The following is a 17,155-nucleotide window of genomic DNA, read 5'->3' as shown; positions in this document are numbered from 1 at the left end:
TCTTTGTGGGTGATGACCAGCCGCCCGACCTGCCCCTCGATGATGGATTCCAGCAGGCGCTTGAGCCCTTTCTTCTGGTAGTTCATGCCGGAGCCCAGGTCGGCGATCACCTCGAACGTCCAGCCCTGGCGGGCGCAGTACAGCTCCAGCACCTGCTTCTGGCGCTCCAGGTCGTCCTTCTGGTCGTGGCTGGAAACGCGAGCGTAGGCCACCGTCCTGCGGCAGGCCTCGGCCTCCGAACGGAACAGCTCAGGCTTCAGTTTGGCGAGGTCGTAGCGGCGGTGGCCGCCTGCCGTGTGCTCGGCAACCAGTTTGCCCGATGCCTCCCAGCGCCGCAGCGTCGTGATCGACACGCCCAGCGCCTTGGCGGCTTCACCAATGCTTACTAATCTATCCATATTGGACAGCATTGCACAGCTATGATGGTGTTTCAATCAAACTGTTAAAGCCCTCTGGCCCGGGACGACGGCCTACGCCAAAGCCAGGCGCTTCATTCTCCTTGCCGGGCATCGACAGGCTATAAGTTGATGGGCGGCCCGGGGTTCTCCCGGTCTTCCATTACCTGGGTTGGACGTCCCCCGGGTGCTCCAACCCGCAAACCAGAGGGCGTTCGCCATGCATGACGACCAGCAGGGAAATGCCGATTCCGCCCGGCTGCCCGAAGAGTCCGTTCACTGGCTGAGCAAACCGCTGGCCCGCTTCCTGCGCATCGAGGCCGTCGCCGCGGCCGTTCTGCTGTTCTTCACGGTCGCTGCCGTGGGGCTTGCCAACTCACCCTGGGCCGAGGCCTTTCTGGGCGCATGGGAAACCCCCATAGGCTTGCAGGTCGGCTCGCTGGACTTCGTCCGCTCCATAAGGGACTGGATCGGTGACGGGCTGATGACGCTGTTCTTCTTCCTGGTCGCCGTCGAGCTCAAGCGGGAACTGGTGCTGGGCGAATTGCGCCATCCGCGGATGGCCGCCTTGTCGGTCTCGGCGGCCCTGGGGGGCATGGGGGTGCCGGCGGCGCTGTACCTGCTCCTGCAGTCGGGTCGCCCCGGCGAGGCGGGGTGGGGCGCGGTCATGGCCACCGATACCGCCTTCGTGATCGGCTGCCTGGCGCTGCTGAAATCGCGCATCCCGCAAAGCCTGCGGGTCTTCATGCTGTCGCTGGCGATCGTCGACGACATCGGCGCGATCCTGGTGGTCGCCATCGGCTATGGCGGCCATCAGCTGGCCTGGAGTGCGCTGGCTGTCGCGGGCGTGGGGCTCGCGGTGGTCCGCCTGATGGCTCTCGTCGGCATCCGCAGTATGTCGCTCTACGTCCTGGCCGGCGCTTTCATCTGGTTCGCCGTCGACCGCTCCGGAATCCATGCGACCATCACCGGCGTGCTGCTCGGGCTGATGACGCCCACCGGCCGCTGGGTCAGCGACGAGCGCCTGTACCGCATTCTCGACCGGGTCGTCGCCCATCCCGCCGGCAATGAGGGGAGCGGGGCGACCCGCGACCGGCAGTCCTTGCGCTTGGCGGAAACCGCGGCGCGCGAAACCCTGTCGCCGGCCGAACGGATCCAGATCGCCCTGCATCCGTGGGTCGCCTATCTGGTCATGCCGCTCTTCGCCTTCGCCAACGCCGGGGTGCCGCTGTCCCTGGGCGATCTCGGCGACGCCGTCACCGTCGCGGTGTTCGTCGGCTTCGCCCTCGGCAAGCCGGCCGGCATCCTGGCCTTCACCTGGCTGGCGCTGCGCCTGGGCGCGATCAAGCCTGCCGAACTTGAGTGGAAACTGCTGGCCGGCGGCAGCATCCTCGCCGGAATCGGCTTCACCATGGCGCTGTTCATCAGCAACCTGGCGTTCGACAGGAGCCTGCTCAATCAGGCCAAACTGGGGATTTTCCTCGCCTCGCTCTTTTCCGCCGCGGTGGGCCTCGCGCTGTTGTTCTGGGTGACCCGGCAGGGAAAGCGCGTGCCTTGAGGCGCCCGGGGCAACCGGCCGATTTTCCCCGGCCACCCCCTGACCCGTAGCGCGACTGTCCGCGTCTTCTCGTCGGCGATGGCCGCCGCGACGGCCGAGCGCGACACCCGGCGTCGCGCTCGACTGGCACAATGGCCCCTTCGTCGCTGAAGGGAGCGGGACATGCAGGACAACGAGGGGCTGACGCCGGGGTTGATGGTGGTGCACGGCAACCGCCTGGAGGAGCTGCGCGAGCTGGCGGTGGCGTGGATGCGCAGCCATCCGCTGGCGCCGCTGGAGAACGAGGTGGTGCTGGTGCAGAGCAACGGCATCGCCCAGTGGCTGAAGCTGGCGCTGGCCGCTCAGGACGGCTGCGGCATCGCCGCGGCGATCCAGGTCGAGCTGCCGGCGCGCTTTCTCTGGCAGACCTATCGTGCGGTGCTGGGCAGCGAGAGCATTCCCCGCGAGTCGCCGCTCGACAAGGCGCCGCTGACCTGGCGGCTGATGCGCCTGCTGCCGGGCCTCTTGGCCGGCGAGGCGTTCGCCCCGCTGCGCCGTTTCCTCGACGGCGATGCCGACCTGCGCAAGCGCCACCAACTGGCCGAGCGCCTCGCCGACCTGTTCGACCAGTACCAGGTGTACCGCGCCGACTGGCTGGCCGACTGGGCCGCCGGACACGACCGGCTGCGCACCTCGCGGGGCGGCGCCCAGCCGCTGGACGAGGCGGTGCGCTGGCAGCCGGCGCTGTGGCGCGCGCTGCTCGCGGACGTCGGCCGCGAGCAACTGGCCGAGAGCCGCGCCGGCGTCCATCCGCGCTTCGTCGAGCGCCTGCGCACGGTCGAGGCGCTGCCGCCCGGCCTGCCGCGGCGGGTCATCGTGTTCGGTATTTCCTCGCTGCCGGCGCAGACCGTCGAGGCGCTGGCCGCCCTGGCGCGCTTCAGCCAGGTGCTGCTCTGCGTGCACAACCCCTGCCGGCACCACTGGGGCGACATCGTTCCCGACCAGGACCTGCTGCGCCACCAGTACCGCCGCCAGCAGCGCAAGGGCGGGATGGCGCCGGGCCTCTCCGCCGACGAGCTGCACCAGCACGCCCATCCGCTCCTGGCCGCCTGGGGCAAGCAGGGCCGCGACTACATCAACCTGCTCGACATGCACGACGACCCCGAGCACTACCGCGAGCGCTTCGCGATCCTCGGCGGGCGCATCGACCTGTTCGGCGAAGGCGACACCACGCATCTGCTCGGCCAGCTGCAGGACGACATCCTCCACCTGCGCACCCTCGCCGAAACCCGCGAGCAGTGGCCGCCGCTCGATCCCGCCGCCGACCGCTCGCTGCGCTTCCAGATCGCCCACAGCGCCCAGCGCGAGGTGGAGATCCTCCACGACCAACTGCTGGACCGCTTCGCCGCCGACCCCAGCCTGCGCCCGCGCGAGGTGATCGTCATGGTCCCGGACGTCAACGCCTACGCGCCGCACATCCAGGCGGTGTTCGGCCAGTACGCCCAGGACGACGACCGCTACATCCCGTTCACCCTCGCCGATCAGGGCCAGCGCGGCTGCGACCCGCTGCCGATCGCCGTCGAACACCTGCTCAAGCTGCCGGAAGGCCGGCTGACCGTCAGCGAGGTGCTCGACCTGCTCGACGTGCCGGCGCTGCGCGCGCGCTTTGCCATCGACGAGAGCGAGCTGCCGACCCTGCACTGCTGGATCGAGGGCGCCGGCATCCGCTGGGGGCTGGACGCCGAGCGCCGCGCCGCCCTCGGCCTGCCCGAAGGCCTGGAGCAGAACACCTGGCGCTTCGGCCTGCGCCGCATGCTGCTCGGCTACGCGGTGGGCCGCGGCGCGGCCTGCGCCGGGATCGAGCCCTTCGACGAGATCGGCGGGCTGGACGCCGTGCTGATCGGCCCGCTGGTGCAGCTGCTCGACGCCCTCGACGCCCTGCACCGACGCCTGGCGCAGCCCGCCGCGCCGGCCGAGTGGGGGCGCATCCTGCACGCGATGCTCGGCGACTTCTTCGTCGCGCAGAACGAGCGCGACGAAACCCTGCTCGGCCAGCTCGTCGAGGCGCTGGAGGAATGGCTGGAGCTGTGCGCCGGGGTCGGGCTGGAGGAGCCGCTGCCGCTCGGCGTGGTCCGCGAGGCCTGGCTCGGCACCCTCGACCAGGGCCGCCTGAGCCAGCGCTTTCTGGCCGGCGCGGTGAACTTCTGCACCCTGATGCCGATGCGCGCCATCCCGTTTCGCATGGTCTGCCTGCTCGGCATGAACGACGGCGACTACCCGCGCAGCCAGACGCCGCTGGACTTCGACCTGATGGCCGGCGACTACCGCCCCGGCGACCGCTCGCGCCGCGAGGACGACCGCTACCTGCTGCTCGAGGCGCTGCTCGCCGCCCGCGAGCAGCTCTACGTCAGCTGGGTGGGGCGGAGCATCCGCGACAACGCCGAGCGGCCGGCCTCGGTACTGGTCGGCCAGTTGCGCGACCATCTCGCCAGCGGCTGGACCCTCGGCGGCGACGGCGACCTGCTCGCCGCGCTGACCACCGAACACCCGCTGCAGCCGTTCAGCCGCCGCTACTTCGACGGCGACGGCGCGCTGTTCAGCTACGCCCGCGAATGGGCGGCGCTGCACCGCCGGACCCCGGCCACCGGGGCGGCCCGTGCGCTGCCGCCCTTCGAGCCGGACGGCGCGCTGGCCCTGGAGACCCTGCAGAACTTCCTGCGCGACCCGGTCAAGCACTTCTTCACCCAGCGCCTCAAGGTGCATCTCGACGAAGAGCTGCAAGCCCAGCTCGACGAGGAACCCTTCGGCCTCGACGGCCTGGAACTGCACCAGCTGCGCCGGGAGCTGCTCGGCGCCGCCAGCCTGGCCCTGGAAGCGCATCCCGAACAGGTCGAGCCGGCGCTGCAGGCCGCCGCCCTGCGTCTGCAGCGCAGCGGCCGGCTGCCGCTGGCCGGCTTCGGCGAGCGCCTGCGCGAGTCCGTGCTGAAGCCGCTGCCGGAGCAGATCGAGGGCTACCGGGCGCTCTGCGCGGACTGGCCGCAACGCCTGGACTCGCCCAAGCCGCTGCAGTTCGAACATGCCGGCGTCGAGCTGCAGGGCTGGCTGGGCGGGCTGCGCGCCGGCGGGGGCGAGGCGCTGGCGCGCATCGAGCTGCAACCCGGCGGGCTGCAGAACAAGGACAAGCGCTGGAAATGGCACCGCCTGCTGCGGCCCTGGGTGGCCCATGTCGCCGCCGCGGCCTGCGGCCTGCGGCTGACCACCCTGTTGGTCGGCGAGGACACCAGCCTGAAATTCGCCCCCATCGAGCCGGCGAAGGCGCAGGCGATCCTTCGCCTGTGGCTGGAGGCCTGGCGCGCCGGCCTGGAAGCGCCGCTACCGGTGGCGCTGAACACCGCCATCGCCTGGCTGAATTCCGGAGAAGCGGGCGACGAAGACGGGGGCACGGCGGAAAAGGCCGCCCGCGAAGCCTACGAAGGCGGCTACAAGCGCTCCGGCGAGGTGGCCGGCAGCGCCAGCCTGGCGCGGCACTACCCGACCTTCGACGCCCTGGTCGCCGACGGCGACTTCTACGCATGGAGCCGCGACCTCTACCAGTCGCTGCTCGATCACCCGCCCGAAGAACTCACGGAGGAGACCTGCGCATGAGCCAGCCGACGAACCCGGAACGACGCCCGCTGGCGCTGCGCTTTCCGCTGCACGGCAGCCGGCTGATCGAGGCCAGCGCCGGCACCGGCAAGACCTTCACCATCTCCGCCCTCTACCTGCGCCTGGTGCTCGGCCACGGCGGCGCCGAGGGCTTCGCCCGCGAGCTGCTGCCGCCGGAAATCCTCGTGGTGACCTTCACCGACGCCGCCACCCGCGAGCTGCGCGACCGCATCCGCGCCCGGCTGGTCGAGGCGGCGAAGGTCTTTCGCGAGGAGGCGCCGGGCGACGACCTGCTCCGGCAGCTGCGCGGCGACTTCGCTGCCGAACGCTGGCCGGCCTGCGCCCGCCGCCTGGACATCGCCGCCCAGTGGATGGACGAGGCGGCCGTCTCCACCATCCACGGCTGGTGCCAGCGGATGCTCCGCGAGCACGCCTTCGACAGCGGCAGCCTGTTCACCCAGACCCTGGAGACCGACCACGGCGAGCTGATGGCCGAGGTGGTGCGCGACTACTGGCGCCGGCACTGCTACCCGCTCTCCGGCGCGGCGCTGGCCTGGGTGATCGAGCACTGGGAGCATCCCGACCGCCTGCTCCGGGACAAGCTGCGTCCGCTGCTCGGCGAGCCGGATGCGGCGCCGGACGAGGCGCTGGGCGCGCTGCTGGAGCGGGTGCTGGCCGAACAGACGCGCGAGCTGGCCGCGCTGAAGGCCGGCTGGGCCGGCTGGGCCGACGAGCTGGAGGCCTTGCTCGACGCGGCGGTGAAGGCCAAGCAGGTGGACGGGCGCAAGATCCAGGCGCGCTACTACCAGCCGTGGTTCAACAGCCTGCGCGAATGGGCGGCCTCCGAGGCCGCCAGTCTGGAGCTGGGCAAGGGCTTCGAGCGCCTGACCCCCGACGGTCTGGCCGAAGCCTGGAAGGGCACGCCGCCGGCCCATCCGGGCCTCGATGCGATGGTCGGCCTGCCGGGCCGCCTGCAGGCACTGGCCGACCCCGACGAGCCGGCCCGGCGCCACGCCGCCGCCTGGGTGCGCCAGCGCTTCGAGCAGGAGAAGCGCCGCCGCGCCGAGATGGGCTTCGACGACATGCTCATCCGCCTCGACGCCGCCCTGCAGGGCGACAACGGCGAGCGCCTGGCCGGGGTGATCCGCGCCCAGTTCCCGGTGGCGCTGATCGACGAATTCCAGGACACCGACCCGCTGCAGTACCGCATCTTCGACCGCATCTACGAGGTGCGGGCCAACCGCGCCGACGGCGGCCTGTTCATGATCGGCGACCCCAAGCAGGCGATCTACGCCTTCCGCGGCGCGGATATCCACACCTACCTGCGCGCCCGCTACGCCACCGCGGGCCGCCACTACGACCTGGACACCAACTTCCGCTCCAGCCCCGCGATGGTCGCGGCGGTCAACCGGGTGTTCCAGCTGGCCGAGGCGCGCGAGAGCGGGCGCGGGGCCTTCCTGTTCCGCGCGGAGGAGGACAATCCGCTGCCCTTCCATGCGGTGCGGGCGCAGGGCCGCCAGGAGGTCTGGCAGGTCGAGGGCGAGCGCCCGGCGGCCCTCCAGCTCTGGCACCTGCAAAGCCCGGAGCCGCTCTCCGGCACCGGCTACCGCACCGAGATGGCCGGCCGTGCCGCCGGCGAGATCGCCCGGCTGCTCGGCCTCGGCCAGCAGGGGCGGGCGGGGTTCGTCGAACAGGGCGAACTCACGCCGCTGCAGTCCAGCGACATCGCCGTGCTGGTGCGCGACTTTCGCGAGGCCGAGGCGATCCGCGGCCAGCTCGCCGCGCGCGGGGTGCGCAGCGTCTACCTGTCGGACCAGGACTCGGTGTTCGCCAGCCCCGAGGCCCGCGACCTGCTGCTGTGGCTGCGCGCCTGCGCCGAGCCGGATCTCGACCGTCCGCTGCGCGCCGCGCTGGCCAGCCGCAGTCTGGGCCTCGACCTGGCCGATCTGGAGCAGCTCAACCAGAACGAGCGCGACTGGGAACGGCGGGTCATGCAGTTTCGCGGCTACCGCCAGCGCTGGCAGCGCCAGGGCGTGCTGCCGATGCTCCACCAACTGCTCCACGACTTCGACCTGCCGCAGCGGCTGATGGCGCGTCCCGACGGCGAGCGGGCGCTGACCAACCTGCTGCACCTGGCCGAGCTGCTGCAACGCGCCGCCGCCGAGCTGGACGGCGAACAGGCGCTGATCCGCTACCTGTCCGAGCTGCTGGCCGGCGAGATCGAGGCCGCCGAGGAGCAGGTGCTGCGCCTGGAAAGCGACGCGGCGCTGGTGCGGGTGGTGACCATCCACAAGTCCAAGGGGCTGGAATACCCGCTGGTGTTCCTGCCGTTCGTCTGCGCCTTCCGTACGGTGGACGGCGGCAAGCCGCTGCAGGTCCACGACGGCGAACGCCGCCGGCTGGTGCTGAACCCCGACCCGCAGGTCGTCGAGCGGGCCGACCGCGAGCGCCTGGGCGAGGAGCTGCGCCTGCTCTACGTGGCGCTGACCCGCGCGCGGCACGCCTGCTGGCTGGGCATCGCCGACCTCAAGGTCGGCAACGGCAAGAAATCGCGCCTGCACGAGTCGGCGCTGGGCTATCTGCTCGGCGGCGGCGCGCCGCTGGCCGACGACGGCAGCCTCGCGCAGTGGCTCGCGCCGCTGAACAAGGACGGGGAGAGCCGGGTGCTGGCGGCGCCGGATGCCGGCGCCGCGCTGTTTCGCGAGCAAAGTGCCGCCGAGGCTCCGCCGCTCTGGCGCATCCCGGCGCGGCGCGCCGCCGAGCACTGGTGGATCGCCTCCTACAGCGCCCTGCGCACCGGCGGAACGGAAGAGGCGCCGGCCAGCCGCTTCGACGACGCCGCGCCGGACAGCCCGGCGGCGCAGAAGGCCGCCGACGACGAGCGCGAGAGCGTCTTCGTGCCGCTGCGCGCGGGCGAAACGCCGACCCTGCACCGCTTCCCGCGCGGCCCCCATCCCGGCACCTTCCTCCATGGCCTGCTGGAAATGGCCGGCCGCGAAGGGTTCGCCGCGCTGGCCGCCAATCCCGCGCGGCTGCGCGACCAGCTCGCCCGGCGCTGCCAGCTGCGCGGCCTGACCGAGTGGATCGCGCCCCTCGGCGACTGGCTGCTCGAGCTGCTGACCACCCCGCTGGCCCTCGGCGAGGGCCGCCGCGCGGCGCTGGCCGAGTTGTCCGGCTACCAGCCGGAGCTGGAGTTCTGGTTCGAGGCGCACCGGGTCGACGTGCGCCGCATCGACGCCCTGGTGCAGCGCCACGTGCTGCCCGGCCGACCGCGGCCGGCGCTGGCCAGGGACACCCTCAACGGCATGTTCAAGGGCTTCGTCGACCTGGCGTTCGAGCACGGCGGGCGCTACTACCTGCTCGACTACAAGTCCAACTGGCTGGGCGAGGGCGATGCCGCCTACACCGCCGAGGCGATGGACGCCGCGGTCGCCGGCCAGCGCTACGACCTGCAGTTCGTGCTCTACCTGCTGGCGCTGCACCGCCAGCTGCAACTGCGCCTGCCCGGCTACGACTACGACGCGCACATGGGCGGAGCGCTCTGTCTGTTCCTGCGCGGCCACCGCGCGGCGGGGCAGGGCATCCACCATGCCCGCCCGCCGCGCGCGCTGATCGAGGCGCTGGATGCGCTGTTCAAGGGGGAGCGGTCGATGGACAAGCAAGGGGAGATCTTGGCATGAGCGAACAACTGTCCCTGACGATGGACGGCGCGGCGCCGGCCGCCGAACTGCACGACGCCGCCAGCCTGCTGGCGCTGCTCGAGGCCTGGGTCGCGCGCGGCTGGCTGCGCGCCCTGGACAGCGCGCTGGCCGGCTTCTTCCGCGAGCTGGACGGCGACAGCCCGCCGCTGGCGCTGCTCGCCGCGGCCCTGGCCAGCCACCAGCTCGGCCACGGCCACGTCTGCCTGGACCTGGCGGCGACCCTCGCCAGCCCGGACTTCGCCCTGTCCCTGCCGCCGGAAGGCGAGGACGCCGCGCGCGCCACCCTGCTGCCCTCGGAGATCCTCGCCGGGGTCGATCTGGCGCAGTGGCGGGACGCGCTGGCCGGCAGCCGGCTGGTGGCGCTCGACGGTACGGGCGAGGAGGCGCCGCTGGTGCTGCACGGCGAGCGCCTCTACCTGCGCCGCTACTGGAACTACGAACGGGCGGTGGCGGCGGCCATCGGGTCGCGGCTGGACGATGCGCCGGCGCTGCCGGCGGAGCTGTCGGCCAGCCTGGCCAGGCTCTTTCCCGAGCCGCTGACGGTCGACGGCGCGCGCTTGACCGACTGGCAGAAGCTCGCCTGCGCGCTGGCCGCGCGCGGCAGCTTCAGCCTGATCACCGGCGGCCCCGGCACCGGCAAGACCACCACCGTGGTGCGCCTGCTGGCGCTCTTGCAGGAGCCGGCGCAGGTCGCCGGCCAGCCGCTGCGCATCCGCCTCGCCGCGCCGACCGGCAAGGCCGCCGCGCGGCTGACCGAATCGATCGGCGCCCAGGTCGCCTCGCTGAATGTGGATAACTCGGTGAAAAAGGCCATCCCCAGCGAGGTCACCACCCTGCACCGCCTGCTCGGCAGCCTGCCGGACAGCCGCCACTTCCGCCACCACGCCGGCAACCCGCTGCCGCTCGACGTGCTGGTGGTCGACGAGGCGTCGATGATCGACCTGGAGATGATGGCCTGCCTGCTCGACGCGCTGCCGCGCCACGCCCGGCTGATCCTCCTCGGCGACAAGGACCAGCTCGCCTCGGTGGAGGCCGGTGCGCTGCTCGGCGACCTCTGCCGCGACGCCGAGGGCGGTTTCTACAGCGCCGACACCCGCGCCTGGCTGGAGGCGATCGGCGGCGAAACCCTCGCCGACCCGGCCTTGCGGGAAGGCGATGGCGCCCGCCAGCCGCTGGCCCAGCGCACCGTGATGCTCCGCCACTCGCGGCGCTTCGGCAGCGGCTCGGGGATCGGCCGCCTGGCCCGCGCGGTCAACGCCCGCGACGCGGCGCAGGCCCGTGCGATCCTCGCCGAGGGCGGCGACGATCTGCAGGCGCTGCGCCTGCGCGGCGAGGAGGATGCGGCGCTGGAGCGCCTGCTGCTCGGCGGCCGGCCGGCGCGGGACGGGGAGCGACCGCAGGGCTACGCCCATTACCTCGAGGTGCTGCGCGACTCGCGCCCGGCCGCCGACTGCCTGCCGGACGATCCGGCGTGGCACGAGTGGGCCAAGCGGGTGCTCGCGGCCTTCGATGCCTTCCAGCTGCTCTGCGCGGTGCGCAAGGGCGCCTGGGGCGTGGAAGGGCTGAATCCGCGCATCGCCGGCGCCCTGCACCGGCGCGGCCTGCTCGACGGCGACCAGGGCTGGTACGAGGGCCGCCCGGTGCTGGTGACTCGCAACGACTACAGCCTGGGCCTGATGAACGGCGACATCGGCATCGCCCTGCGCCTGCCCGAACCGGCCGAGCGGCCCGGCCAGCCGGCGCACCCGCTGCTGCGCGTGGTCTTCCCGCGCAACGACGGCTCCGGCGGGCTGCGCTTCATCCTGCCCAGTCGCCTGAGCGCGGTGGAGACGGTGTTCGCGATGACCGTGCACAAGTCCCAGGGCTCGGAATTCGCCCACACCGCGCTGATCCTCCCCGACACCCTCAACCCGGTGCTGACCAAGGAACTGGTCTACACCGGCATCACCCGCGCCCGGCACTGGTTCAGCCTGATCGAAAGCCGCGGCAGCGTGTTCGACGAGGCGGTCAGACGACAGGTGGAACGGCGCAGCGGGTTGGTGGAGGCGCTTGTGGGGTAGGGGGCGCGCGTCCCGGCGACCAATGAGCAATGCGACGATTGACGTATGACTTAAGGCTCTTATACTCACCGGCAACACGGCCCCCGCCTCTTGGTTCCTTGTGAGCTTACGCGGGGGTTCTTATTTTCCGGCCTGGATCGTTCAGATCCACCAACTCTCCCACCCCGCCGGAACCCCCATGTCCGCGATGGACAGCTTGCGGCGCGAATGCTGCTGCGGGAATGCCTCCAGATGCTTCTTCAGGCGCACATGCCATTCGCTGTGCGGGCAAACCACCTTGACCAGATGCCGGGCGATGGCCAGCAGCAGGAAGGGTTTGGCGATCAGGTCGGCCTTGCCGATGAAGTCATCGCACCAGGCGATCTCGCCTTGTCTTGGCAGGCTCGGCTGATCCGTCACGTTGCGGTTCCACAGGCGGCTGTGGTGGGCGGCAAGGTTGCGAAGATAGCTGAGCGAGCGCACCCAGCTCTGGAAAACCTTCCAGTCACTCACACCATATTTGGCGGCAATCCGCTGTTGATCCGCCACCTTCATCATGGCCAGCAACTGGGAAACCGCGCCGAAGTCCCAGACCTCGACCGCGACCCAGATGGGCAGATCGGGGCCGTGATTGGCGCGGTAGTGCTTGACGAAATCCTCCTTGGAGCGTGCCAGCAGGCTGCTGTATTTCTCCTGCCAGGTATCGAAGGCGCTTTTCTTCGTGCGCTTGCCGATCTTGTTGGCGAAAGAAGGGTGCAGCGAGTTCGCCGTCAAATAGGCAAAGGTGTCATGCGCTCCCAGCAGGTAGGCGATGTCGACCCGCAGGGCGATCTCGATACGCTCCAGCGCATCCATCACCTGCAGGCGCAGCTTCTTGTCGAACAGGTACAGCTCGACGGCACCGACAAACTGGGTATCGGCCTCGAACCGATCCGTGCGCACGGTGCTGAGGGCACGGGTGGCCGGGTCTTGCGCCACCTTGAACACCCGGAACGGATACCAGTAGGCGCTCAGGCGATAGTAGCCGATGCGCTCCAGGTAGCTGAGCGCGGCGGCCTCGTCGGTGACCGACATGCCGCGTGACTTGAGCAGTTCCAGCTGATCGGCAAAGGACTTCCAGGGGCGGTTGTAGGCCATCACGCTACCGCCTGTTCCACAAGGGTGCCGGCCAGCCGCTCGTGGAGCTGGCGGGCGGCGGTCAGGCGAGCCTTGAGCTGGTCGCAGAGGGACAACAGCTGGTCGAGTTTGGCGACGATGCGATGTTGTTCAGCGAGTGGCGGTAGCGGTACAGGAATTTCTTTGAGGCGGGAAGCTTTGATGCCTGTTGCTGTCATCCCTGTGGACGCGTCCAAAAGCTGTTTCCGAAAGGCCGAGGACATGATAGCCAGCTTCAGAAATGGCCCGATTAGAAGCTCATGCAGCTGGAAGCAAATTACACGCTGAGCCAGAGCAAATTTCTCCGAAATATCAATCAGAGCAACATTCCCCATCGGCGCTTCAGTGGTAAAAAGCATGTCACCAATACGAGGAAAGCCCCTCGTCATCCAAGCTTCATAGTCCACAGTGGCGATAAACTCCTGTGGCTCTCTGCTGATGAACCCTGGCCGCACGTTCTTAGCGGTAATCAAGGGAATCCCAGCCTGTGTTTTAGTTGGCGTCTTTCCTCGATAGTCAATAAACCGTGCCAGGTTGCCAAGGCGACAGTAGGCCCAGCCTCGTGGCAACTCTAAATAATGTTCATCCTTTGGCACATCATCCTGAGCAGTTGTACGCAGTCCTTCCTCCTTAACCAACCGCGCCTTTTCCTCGGCGATGCGCTTGAGCAACTCGCTGGCCGGCTCGTCGCTGGGATCTTGCGGCACCAGCTTGCCCATCACCGCCAGTTGCAACAGGGTCTGCTTGAGGGCGTCGATGCTGGATTCGCTGGTGAACAAGCTGTGGAAGTGCTCGGCCAGGCGTTGCCAGCTGGCGGCGAAGTCGTCGGCGTCGCTGGCCTGGGTCAGGCTGTCGAGCAGCGCCTGCACCAGCCGGGCGTGGGCGCTTTCGGCGTCGGCCTGGCGGGCTTCCAGGCGGTCGCACAGGGCCATCAGCTCGTCGAGCTTGGCAACGATGCGGTGTTGTTCGGCGAGGGGTGGCAACGGGAAGGGATTGGACTCGACAAAATCCTTGGGCAACCGCTTTTGACCAGCCGTTCCGGTCATTGTGGTCTCGCCGACCAATAGGAACTGTGGAGACTTCAGGTAAGCCAAAACGTAGCGGGCAGCCAGAAAATCTCCGACGGGACGAACGATATGCAGCTCGGTCGTTCCTGCACCCAAACCATTTTTCAGTTCGGAGAATACGCAGGCCTTGCTGTTTTCAAAGCATGGCGTGATCTTCGCTACACCAACGTCGCCCTCGGCAAAATGTGTGAAGCCTTGCTTCACCTCGGCCCACGTGCGCACCTCTTGCCCATGCCGACCATCGAAGCGAGTTCCGATCAGCGTCATTGGCACAAAAGAGACCTCGACCGAGTCTGCAGCACTATTTCTAGGGTTGATCAGTGCAACCTCTGACAACCGACTCCACTCCCACCCCTCCGGCAGCTCGAACGGCTTTTCCTCCTCGCCAATCTCCGCCAGCGGCTTCTGCTTCTTGATCTTGCCCTCAGCCACCAGCCGCGCCTTTTCCTCGGCAATGCGCTTGAGCAGCTCGCTGGCCGGCTCGTCGCTGGGGTCCTGCGGCACCAGCTTGCCGCGCACGGCCAGTTCCAGAATCAGCTCGCGCAGTTTCTTGATGCCATTGGGCGCGCCGGCCAGCAGCGGCAGGTTGTCGGTCAGCAGCGCGGTCATGCGTCACGCTCCAGCGCTTCGGCCAGCACGGCCTTGAGCTGTTCGCGCAGCTCGGCGATCTCGCCCTGCACCTTGGCGTAGTCACGCAGCAGCTCGTCCGGGTCGTGGCTTTCCTGCTCGCCGACGTGGGGGTTCTTGCAGTCGAGGTTCCAGTTGCGCGCCTGCAACTCCTCGACGCTGACCTTCCAGGCGAGTTCGTTCTCCACACGGCTGGCGAAGCCGTCGGCGGCGCTGCCCCACCAGGCCTGTTCGGCAGCGAATTCCTCGATGCGCAGCGGGCGGGTCTTGGAGTAGTTCTTGTAGCCGGCCGGGTAGGGGTGTTCGTAGAACCACACATGCCGGGTCGGCGTGCCCTTGGTGAAGAACAGCAGGTTGGTCTTGATCCCGGTGTAAGGGTTGAACACGCCGTTGGGCAGGCGCACCACGGTGTGCAGGTTGCATTCGGTCAGCAGCTTTTCCTTGATCCGCGACTTGATGCCCTCGCCGAACAGGAAGCCGTCCGGCAGCACCACGGCGGCGCGGCCGCCATCCTTGAGCAGGTGCATGATCAGCACCAGGAACAGGTCGGCGGTTTCGCGGGTGCGGAAGGCGCTGGGGAAGTTACCCTCGATGCCGTCTTCCTCCATGCCGCCGAACGGCGGGTTGGCGACGATGCAGTCGACGCGCTCCTTCGGTCCCCAGCTGGTCAGCGGGCGGGCGAGGGTGTTGTCGTGGCGGATCTGGCTGGGCACCTCGATGCCGTGGAGGATCATGTTGGTGGTGGCCAAGAGATGCGGCAGCGGCTTCTTTTCCACGCCAAAGAGGCTGGCCTGCAGGGCGCGCTCGTCTTCGGCGGTCTTCACGTAGTGCTTGCGCTTGTGCTCGATGGTGCAGGTGAGGAAGCCGCCGGTGCCGCAGGCCGGGTCCATGACCTTCTCGTCCAGCCTGGGGTCGACCATGCGCACCATGAACTCGGTGACCGGGCGCGGGGTGTAGAACTCGCCGGCGTTGCCGGCGCCCTGCAGGTCGCGCAGCAGCTGTTCGTACATGTCGCCGAAGGCGTGGCGCTCCTGCGCCCGGTTGAAGTCGACGCCGTCCTGGAGCCTGTTGATCACCTGGCGGATCAACTGGCCGGACTTCATGTAGTTGTAGGCGTCCTCGAACACGCCGCGCACCACGAAGGCGGCCGGGCTGGTGCTGTATGTATGGAGGTTCTGCAGCTCCGGGAACAGGTGGTTGTCGATGAAGTCCTTCAGCGCCTCGCCGGTGATGCCCTCGGGGTCGGCCGCCCAGTTGCGCCAGCGGCAGCTCGCCGGCAGCGGCGAGCGGTAGTCGTCGTCGAGCAGCTCCCATTCCATCTCGCGGTCGTCGAAGATCTTGAGAAACAGCATCCAGACCAACTGGCCGATGCGCTGGGCGTCGCCGTCGACGCCGACGTCCTTGCGCATGATGTCCTGGATGGATTTGATGGTGGTGCTGATGGACATGGGTTTCTCTCGGGGCAAACGGCAAAAGTCGTGAATCTTAACCGTAGGGTGGGTTAGGCCGCAGGCCGTAACCCACCAACCGGCCGCAAGGTCGGCAACGGGGATGCCTGGCGGCATCCTTGGCGGGTTACGCCGCGACGCGGCTAACCCGTATATGGACTCCCCCCGGTTTGCCAGTGAAACGCTGTGTCGACGACCTTGGTACGACTGCTTCCGTATATCCGGCTTTCGAGGGGGCTCTGTTTGCCCCGAGCCATGATGAATATCCGCTCATGTGCGCCTGATCGCCCTAGCGGCCTTGGTGAGCAGAGGGTCTGGGGTACAAGCAGGTTTCACACATGCCGGTTCGCCCGGTTCGTCATCGCTGCATGTCACTGTGCAATCGTGGTGGATCTACCGCTCAACGTCTCCCAGGCTTTACAGCCCGGGGGCCTCAGCTAGGCCGATAACCCTCGCCCCGGCTGAGGATCGCCCAGACGATCCGGGCGTTCTTGTTCGCCAGGGCCACCGTGGCGATGTTCGGGTTGCGCCGGCACACCAGCTGCCGAAGCCACTGGCTGCGTCGATCCGCCTTGTCCTGGCAGTGCCTGAACACCGCTCGGGCGCCGTGAATCAACAGGGTCCGCAAATAGGTATCGCCTCGTTTGTTGATCGAGCCCAGGCGCTCCTTGCCGCCGCTGGAGTGTTGGCGAGGAACCAACCCCAGCCAGGCAGCGAACTGCCGGGCGCTGCGGAACTGTCGGGCATCGCCCACGGCCGACACCAGGGCGGTGGCCGTGATCGGACCGATACCCTCGACCTGCATCAGGCGCCCCACGCGCTCGTCCTCGCGGGCCTGGCGCCGGATCATGTCGTCGAGACGGGACAGCCGCGCGTCATGCTCGTCCAACTCGCCACGCAACTCCGCCAGCAGCTCGCGCATCTGCCCAGGCAGGCCGTTCTGCGCATCCAGGGCCGTCTGCGCCAGTCGGCGGGTAGCCGCAATGCCGTGCCGGCTTTCGACCAGGCCAAACTCGCCCAGCAGTCCGCGAATCTCGTTGACCAGCGCCGTCCGCGCCCGGATCAGGCGGCTCCTGATCCGGTGCAGCGCCTGGCCGGCCTGCTGCTCGGCGCTCTTCACCTCGACGTAGCGCATGCTCGGTCGACTGGCTGCCTCGCAGATCGCCTCGGCGTCATTGGCGTCGTTCTTGCCGCTCTTGACGTAGGGCTTGACGAACTGCGGTGCGATCAGACGCGCCTCGTGCCCGAGGGTCCGCAGTTCCCGCGCCCAGTAATGGGCACTGCCACAGGCCTCCATCGCCACCGTGCAGGGCTCGAGTCGACGAAAGAAGTCCAGCATTTGCGAGCGTTTGAGCTGCTTGCGGCAGACCGCCTGTTCGTGGCTGTCGACGCCATGAAGCTGGAACACCTGCTTTGCCAAATCGACGCCTATCCGCTTGAGTTTCATGGGGACTCCCTCCTTCTGATGACTGCTGTTTCCAGCAACTTCAGTCTGGCGCGTTGACGCCGTAGGAGGGGGGAGTCCATTTCATTGCCCTACG

The 17,155-nt window shown here is 68.8% G+C and carries 9 protein-coding genes; 4 read left to right on the top strand and 5 right to left on the bottom strand.

Translation table 11 applies throughout. The features are described from left to right. The coding region (locus BMY22_RS20330) for an IS607 family transposase (RefSeq protein ID WP_143068569.1) at positions 1-398 on the bottom strand (398 nt) is incomplete at its 3' end. Between the two features lie 217 nt (positions 399-615). Between BMY22_RS20330 and nhaA the strand changes: the two genes are divergently transcribed. The 4 genes from nhaA (at position 616) to recD (ending at position 11,338) form a co-directional block, all read left to right on the top strand. After that, positions 616-1,953: a Na+/H+ antiporter NhaA gene (gene nhaA / locus BMY22_RS20325; protein ID WP_090625041.1), complete on the top strand. Its 1,338-nt coding sequence runs from the start codon at positions 616-618 to the stop codon at positions 1,951-1,953. 162 nt (positions 1,954-2,115) lie between these two features. Further along, positions 2,116-5,577 (top strand): exodeoxyribonuclease V subunit gamma, encoded by a 3,462-nt coding sequence (gene recC, locus BMY22_RS20320; RefSeq protein WP_090625039.1) that lies wholly within the window; start codon positions 2,116-2,118, stop codon positions 5,575-5,577. Continuing rightward, the gene (gene recB / locus BMY22_RS20315) at positions 5,574-9,257 is read left to right on the top strand and encodes an exodeoxyribonuclease V subunit beta (RefSeq protein WP_090625038.1); all 3,684 of its coding nucleotides are present in this window, start codon (positions 5,574-5,576) and stop codon (positions 9,255-9,257) included. Before recC ends, recB begins: the two co-directional genes overlap by 4 nt. Continuing rightward, on the top strand, positions 9,254-11,338 hold the full coding sequence (recD, locus tag BMY22_RS20310) for an exodeoxyribonuclease V subunit alpha (RefSeq protein ID WP_090625036.1): 2,085 nt from the start codon (positions 9,254-9,256) through the stop codon (positions 11,336-11,338). Before recB ends, recD begins: the two co-directional genes overlap by 4 nt. Before the next feature lie 141 nt (positions 11,339-11,479). On the opposite strand, the gene BMY22_RS20305 is transcribed toward recD, so the two are convergent. From BMY22_RS20305 to BMY22_RS20290, 4 genes are all read right to left on the bottom strand, one after another. After that, positions 11,480-12,454 (bottom strand): Abi family protein, encoded by a 975-nt coding sequence (locus BMY22_RS20305; protein WP_244158940.1) that lies wholly within the window; start codon positions 12,452-12,454, stop codon positions 11,480-11,482. Continuing rightward, positions 12,454-14,148, bottom strand: a complete 1,695-nt coding sequence (locus BMY22_RS20300; RefSeq protein WP_143068568.1) for a restriction endonuclease subunit S — start codon at positions 14,146-14,148, stop codon at positions 12,454-12,456. Before BMY22_RS20300 ends, BMY22_RS20305 begins: the two co-directional genes overlap by 1 nt. Next, positions 14,145-15,614 (bottom strand): type I restriction-modification system subunit M, encoded by a 1,470-nt coding sequence (locus BMY22_RS20295; RefSeq protein WP_090625033.1) that lies wholly within the window; start codon positions 15,612-15,614, stop codon positions 14,145-14,147. The genes BMY22_RS20300 and BMY22_RS20295 overlap by 4 nt, the downstream gene beginning before the upstream one ends. A 433-nt stretch (positions 15,615-16,047) precedes the next feature. Then, on the bottom strand, positions 16,048-17,061 hold the full coding sequence (locus BMY22_RS20290; protein ID WP_090621431.1) for an IS110 family RNA-guided transposase: 1,014 nt from the start codon (positions 17,059-17,061) through the stop codon (positions 16,048-16,050). Positions 17,062-17,155: the final 94 nt, after the last annotated feature.

The sequence above is a fragment of the Azotobacter beijerinckii genome (genome assembly GCF_900110885.1).
GTDB lineage: Bacteria > Pseudomonadota > Gammaproteobacteria > Pseudomonadales > Pseudomonadaceae > Azotobacter > Azotobacter beijerinckii.
The sequence above is the reverse complement of the archived record's forward strand: the minus strand, read 5'-3'. Positions and strand labels throughout refer to the sequence as shown.

Excerpts from the sequence above, each read along its gene's own strand:
- recD (WP_090625036.1), top strand. The coding sequence starts at position 9,254 with ATGAGCGAACAACTGTCCCTGACGATGGACGGCGCGGCGCCGGCCGCC.
- BMY22_RS20295 (WP_090625033.1), bottom strand. The coding sequence starts at position 15,614 with ATGTCCATCAGCACCACCATCAAATCCATCCAGGACATCATGCGCAAG.
- BMY22_RS20305 (WP_244158940.1), bottom strand. The coding sequence starts at position 12,454 with ATGGCCTACAACCGCCCCTGGAAGTCCTTTGCCGATCAGCTGGAACTG.
- BMY22_RS20300 (WP_143068568.1), bottom strand. The coding sequence starts at position 14,148 with ATGACCGCGCTGCTGACCGACAACCTGCCGCTGCTGGCCGGCGCGCCC.
- recC (WP_090625039.1), top strand. The coding sequence starts at position 2,116 with ATGCAGGACAACGAGGGGCTGACGCCGGGGTTGATGGTGGTGCACGGC.
- BMY22_RS20290 (WP_090621431.1), bottom strand. The coding sequence starts at position 17,061 with ATGAAACTCAAGCGGATAGGCGTCGATTTGGCAAAGCAGGTGTTCCAG.
- nhaA (WP_090625041.1), top strand. The coding sequence starts at position 616 with ATGCATGACGACCAGCAGGGAAATGCCGATTCCGCCCGGCTGCCCGAA.
- recB (WP_090625038.1), top strand. The coding sequence starts at position 5,574 with ATGAGCCAGCCGACGAACCCGGAACGACGCCCGCTGGCGCTGCGCTTT.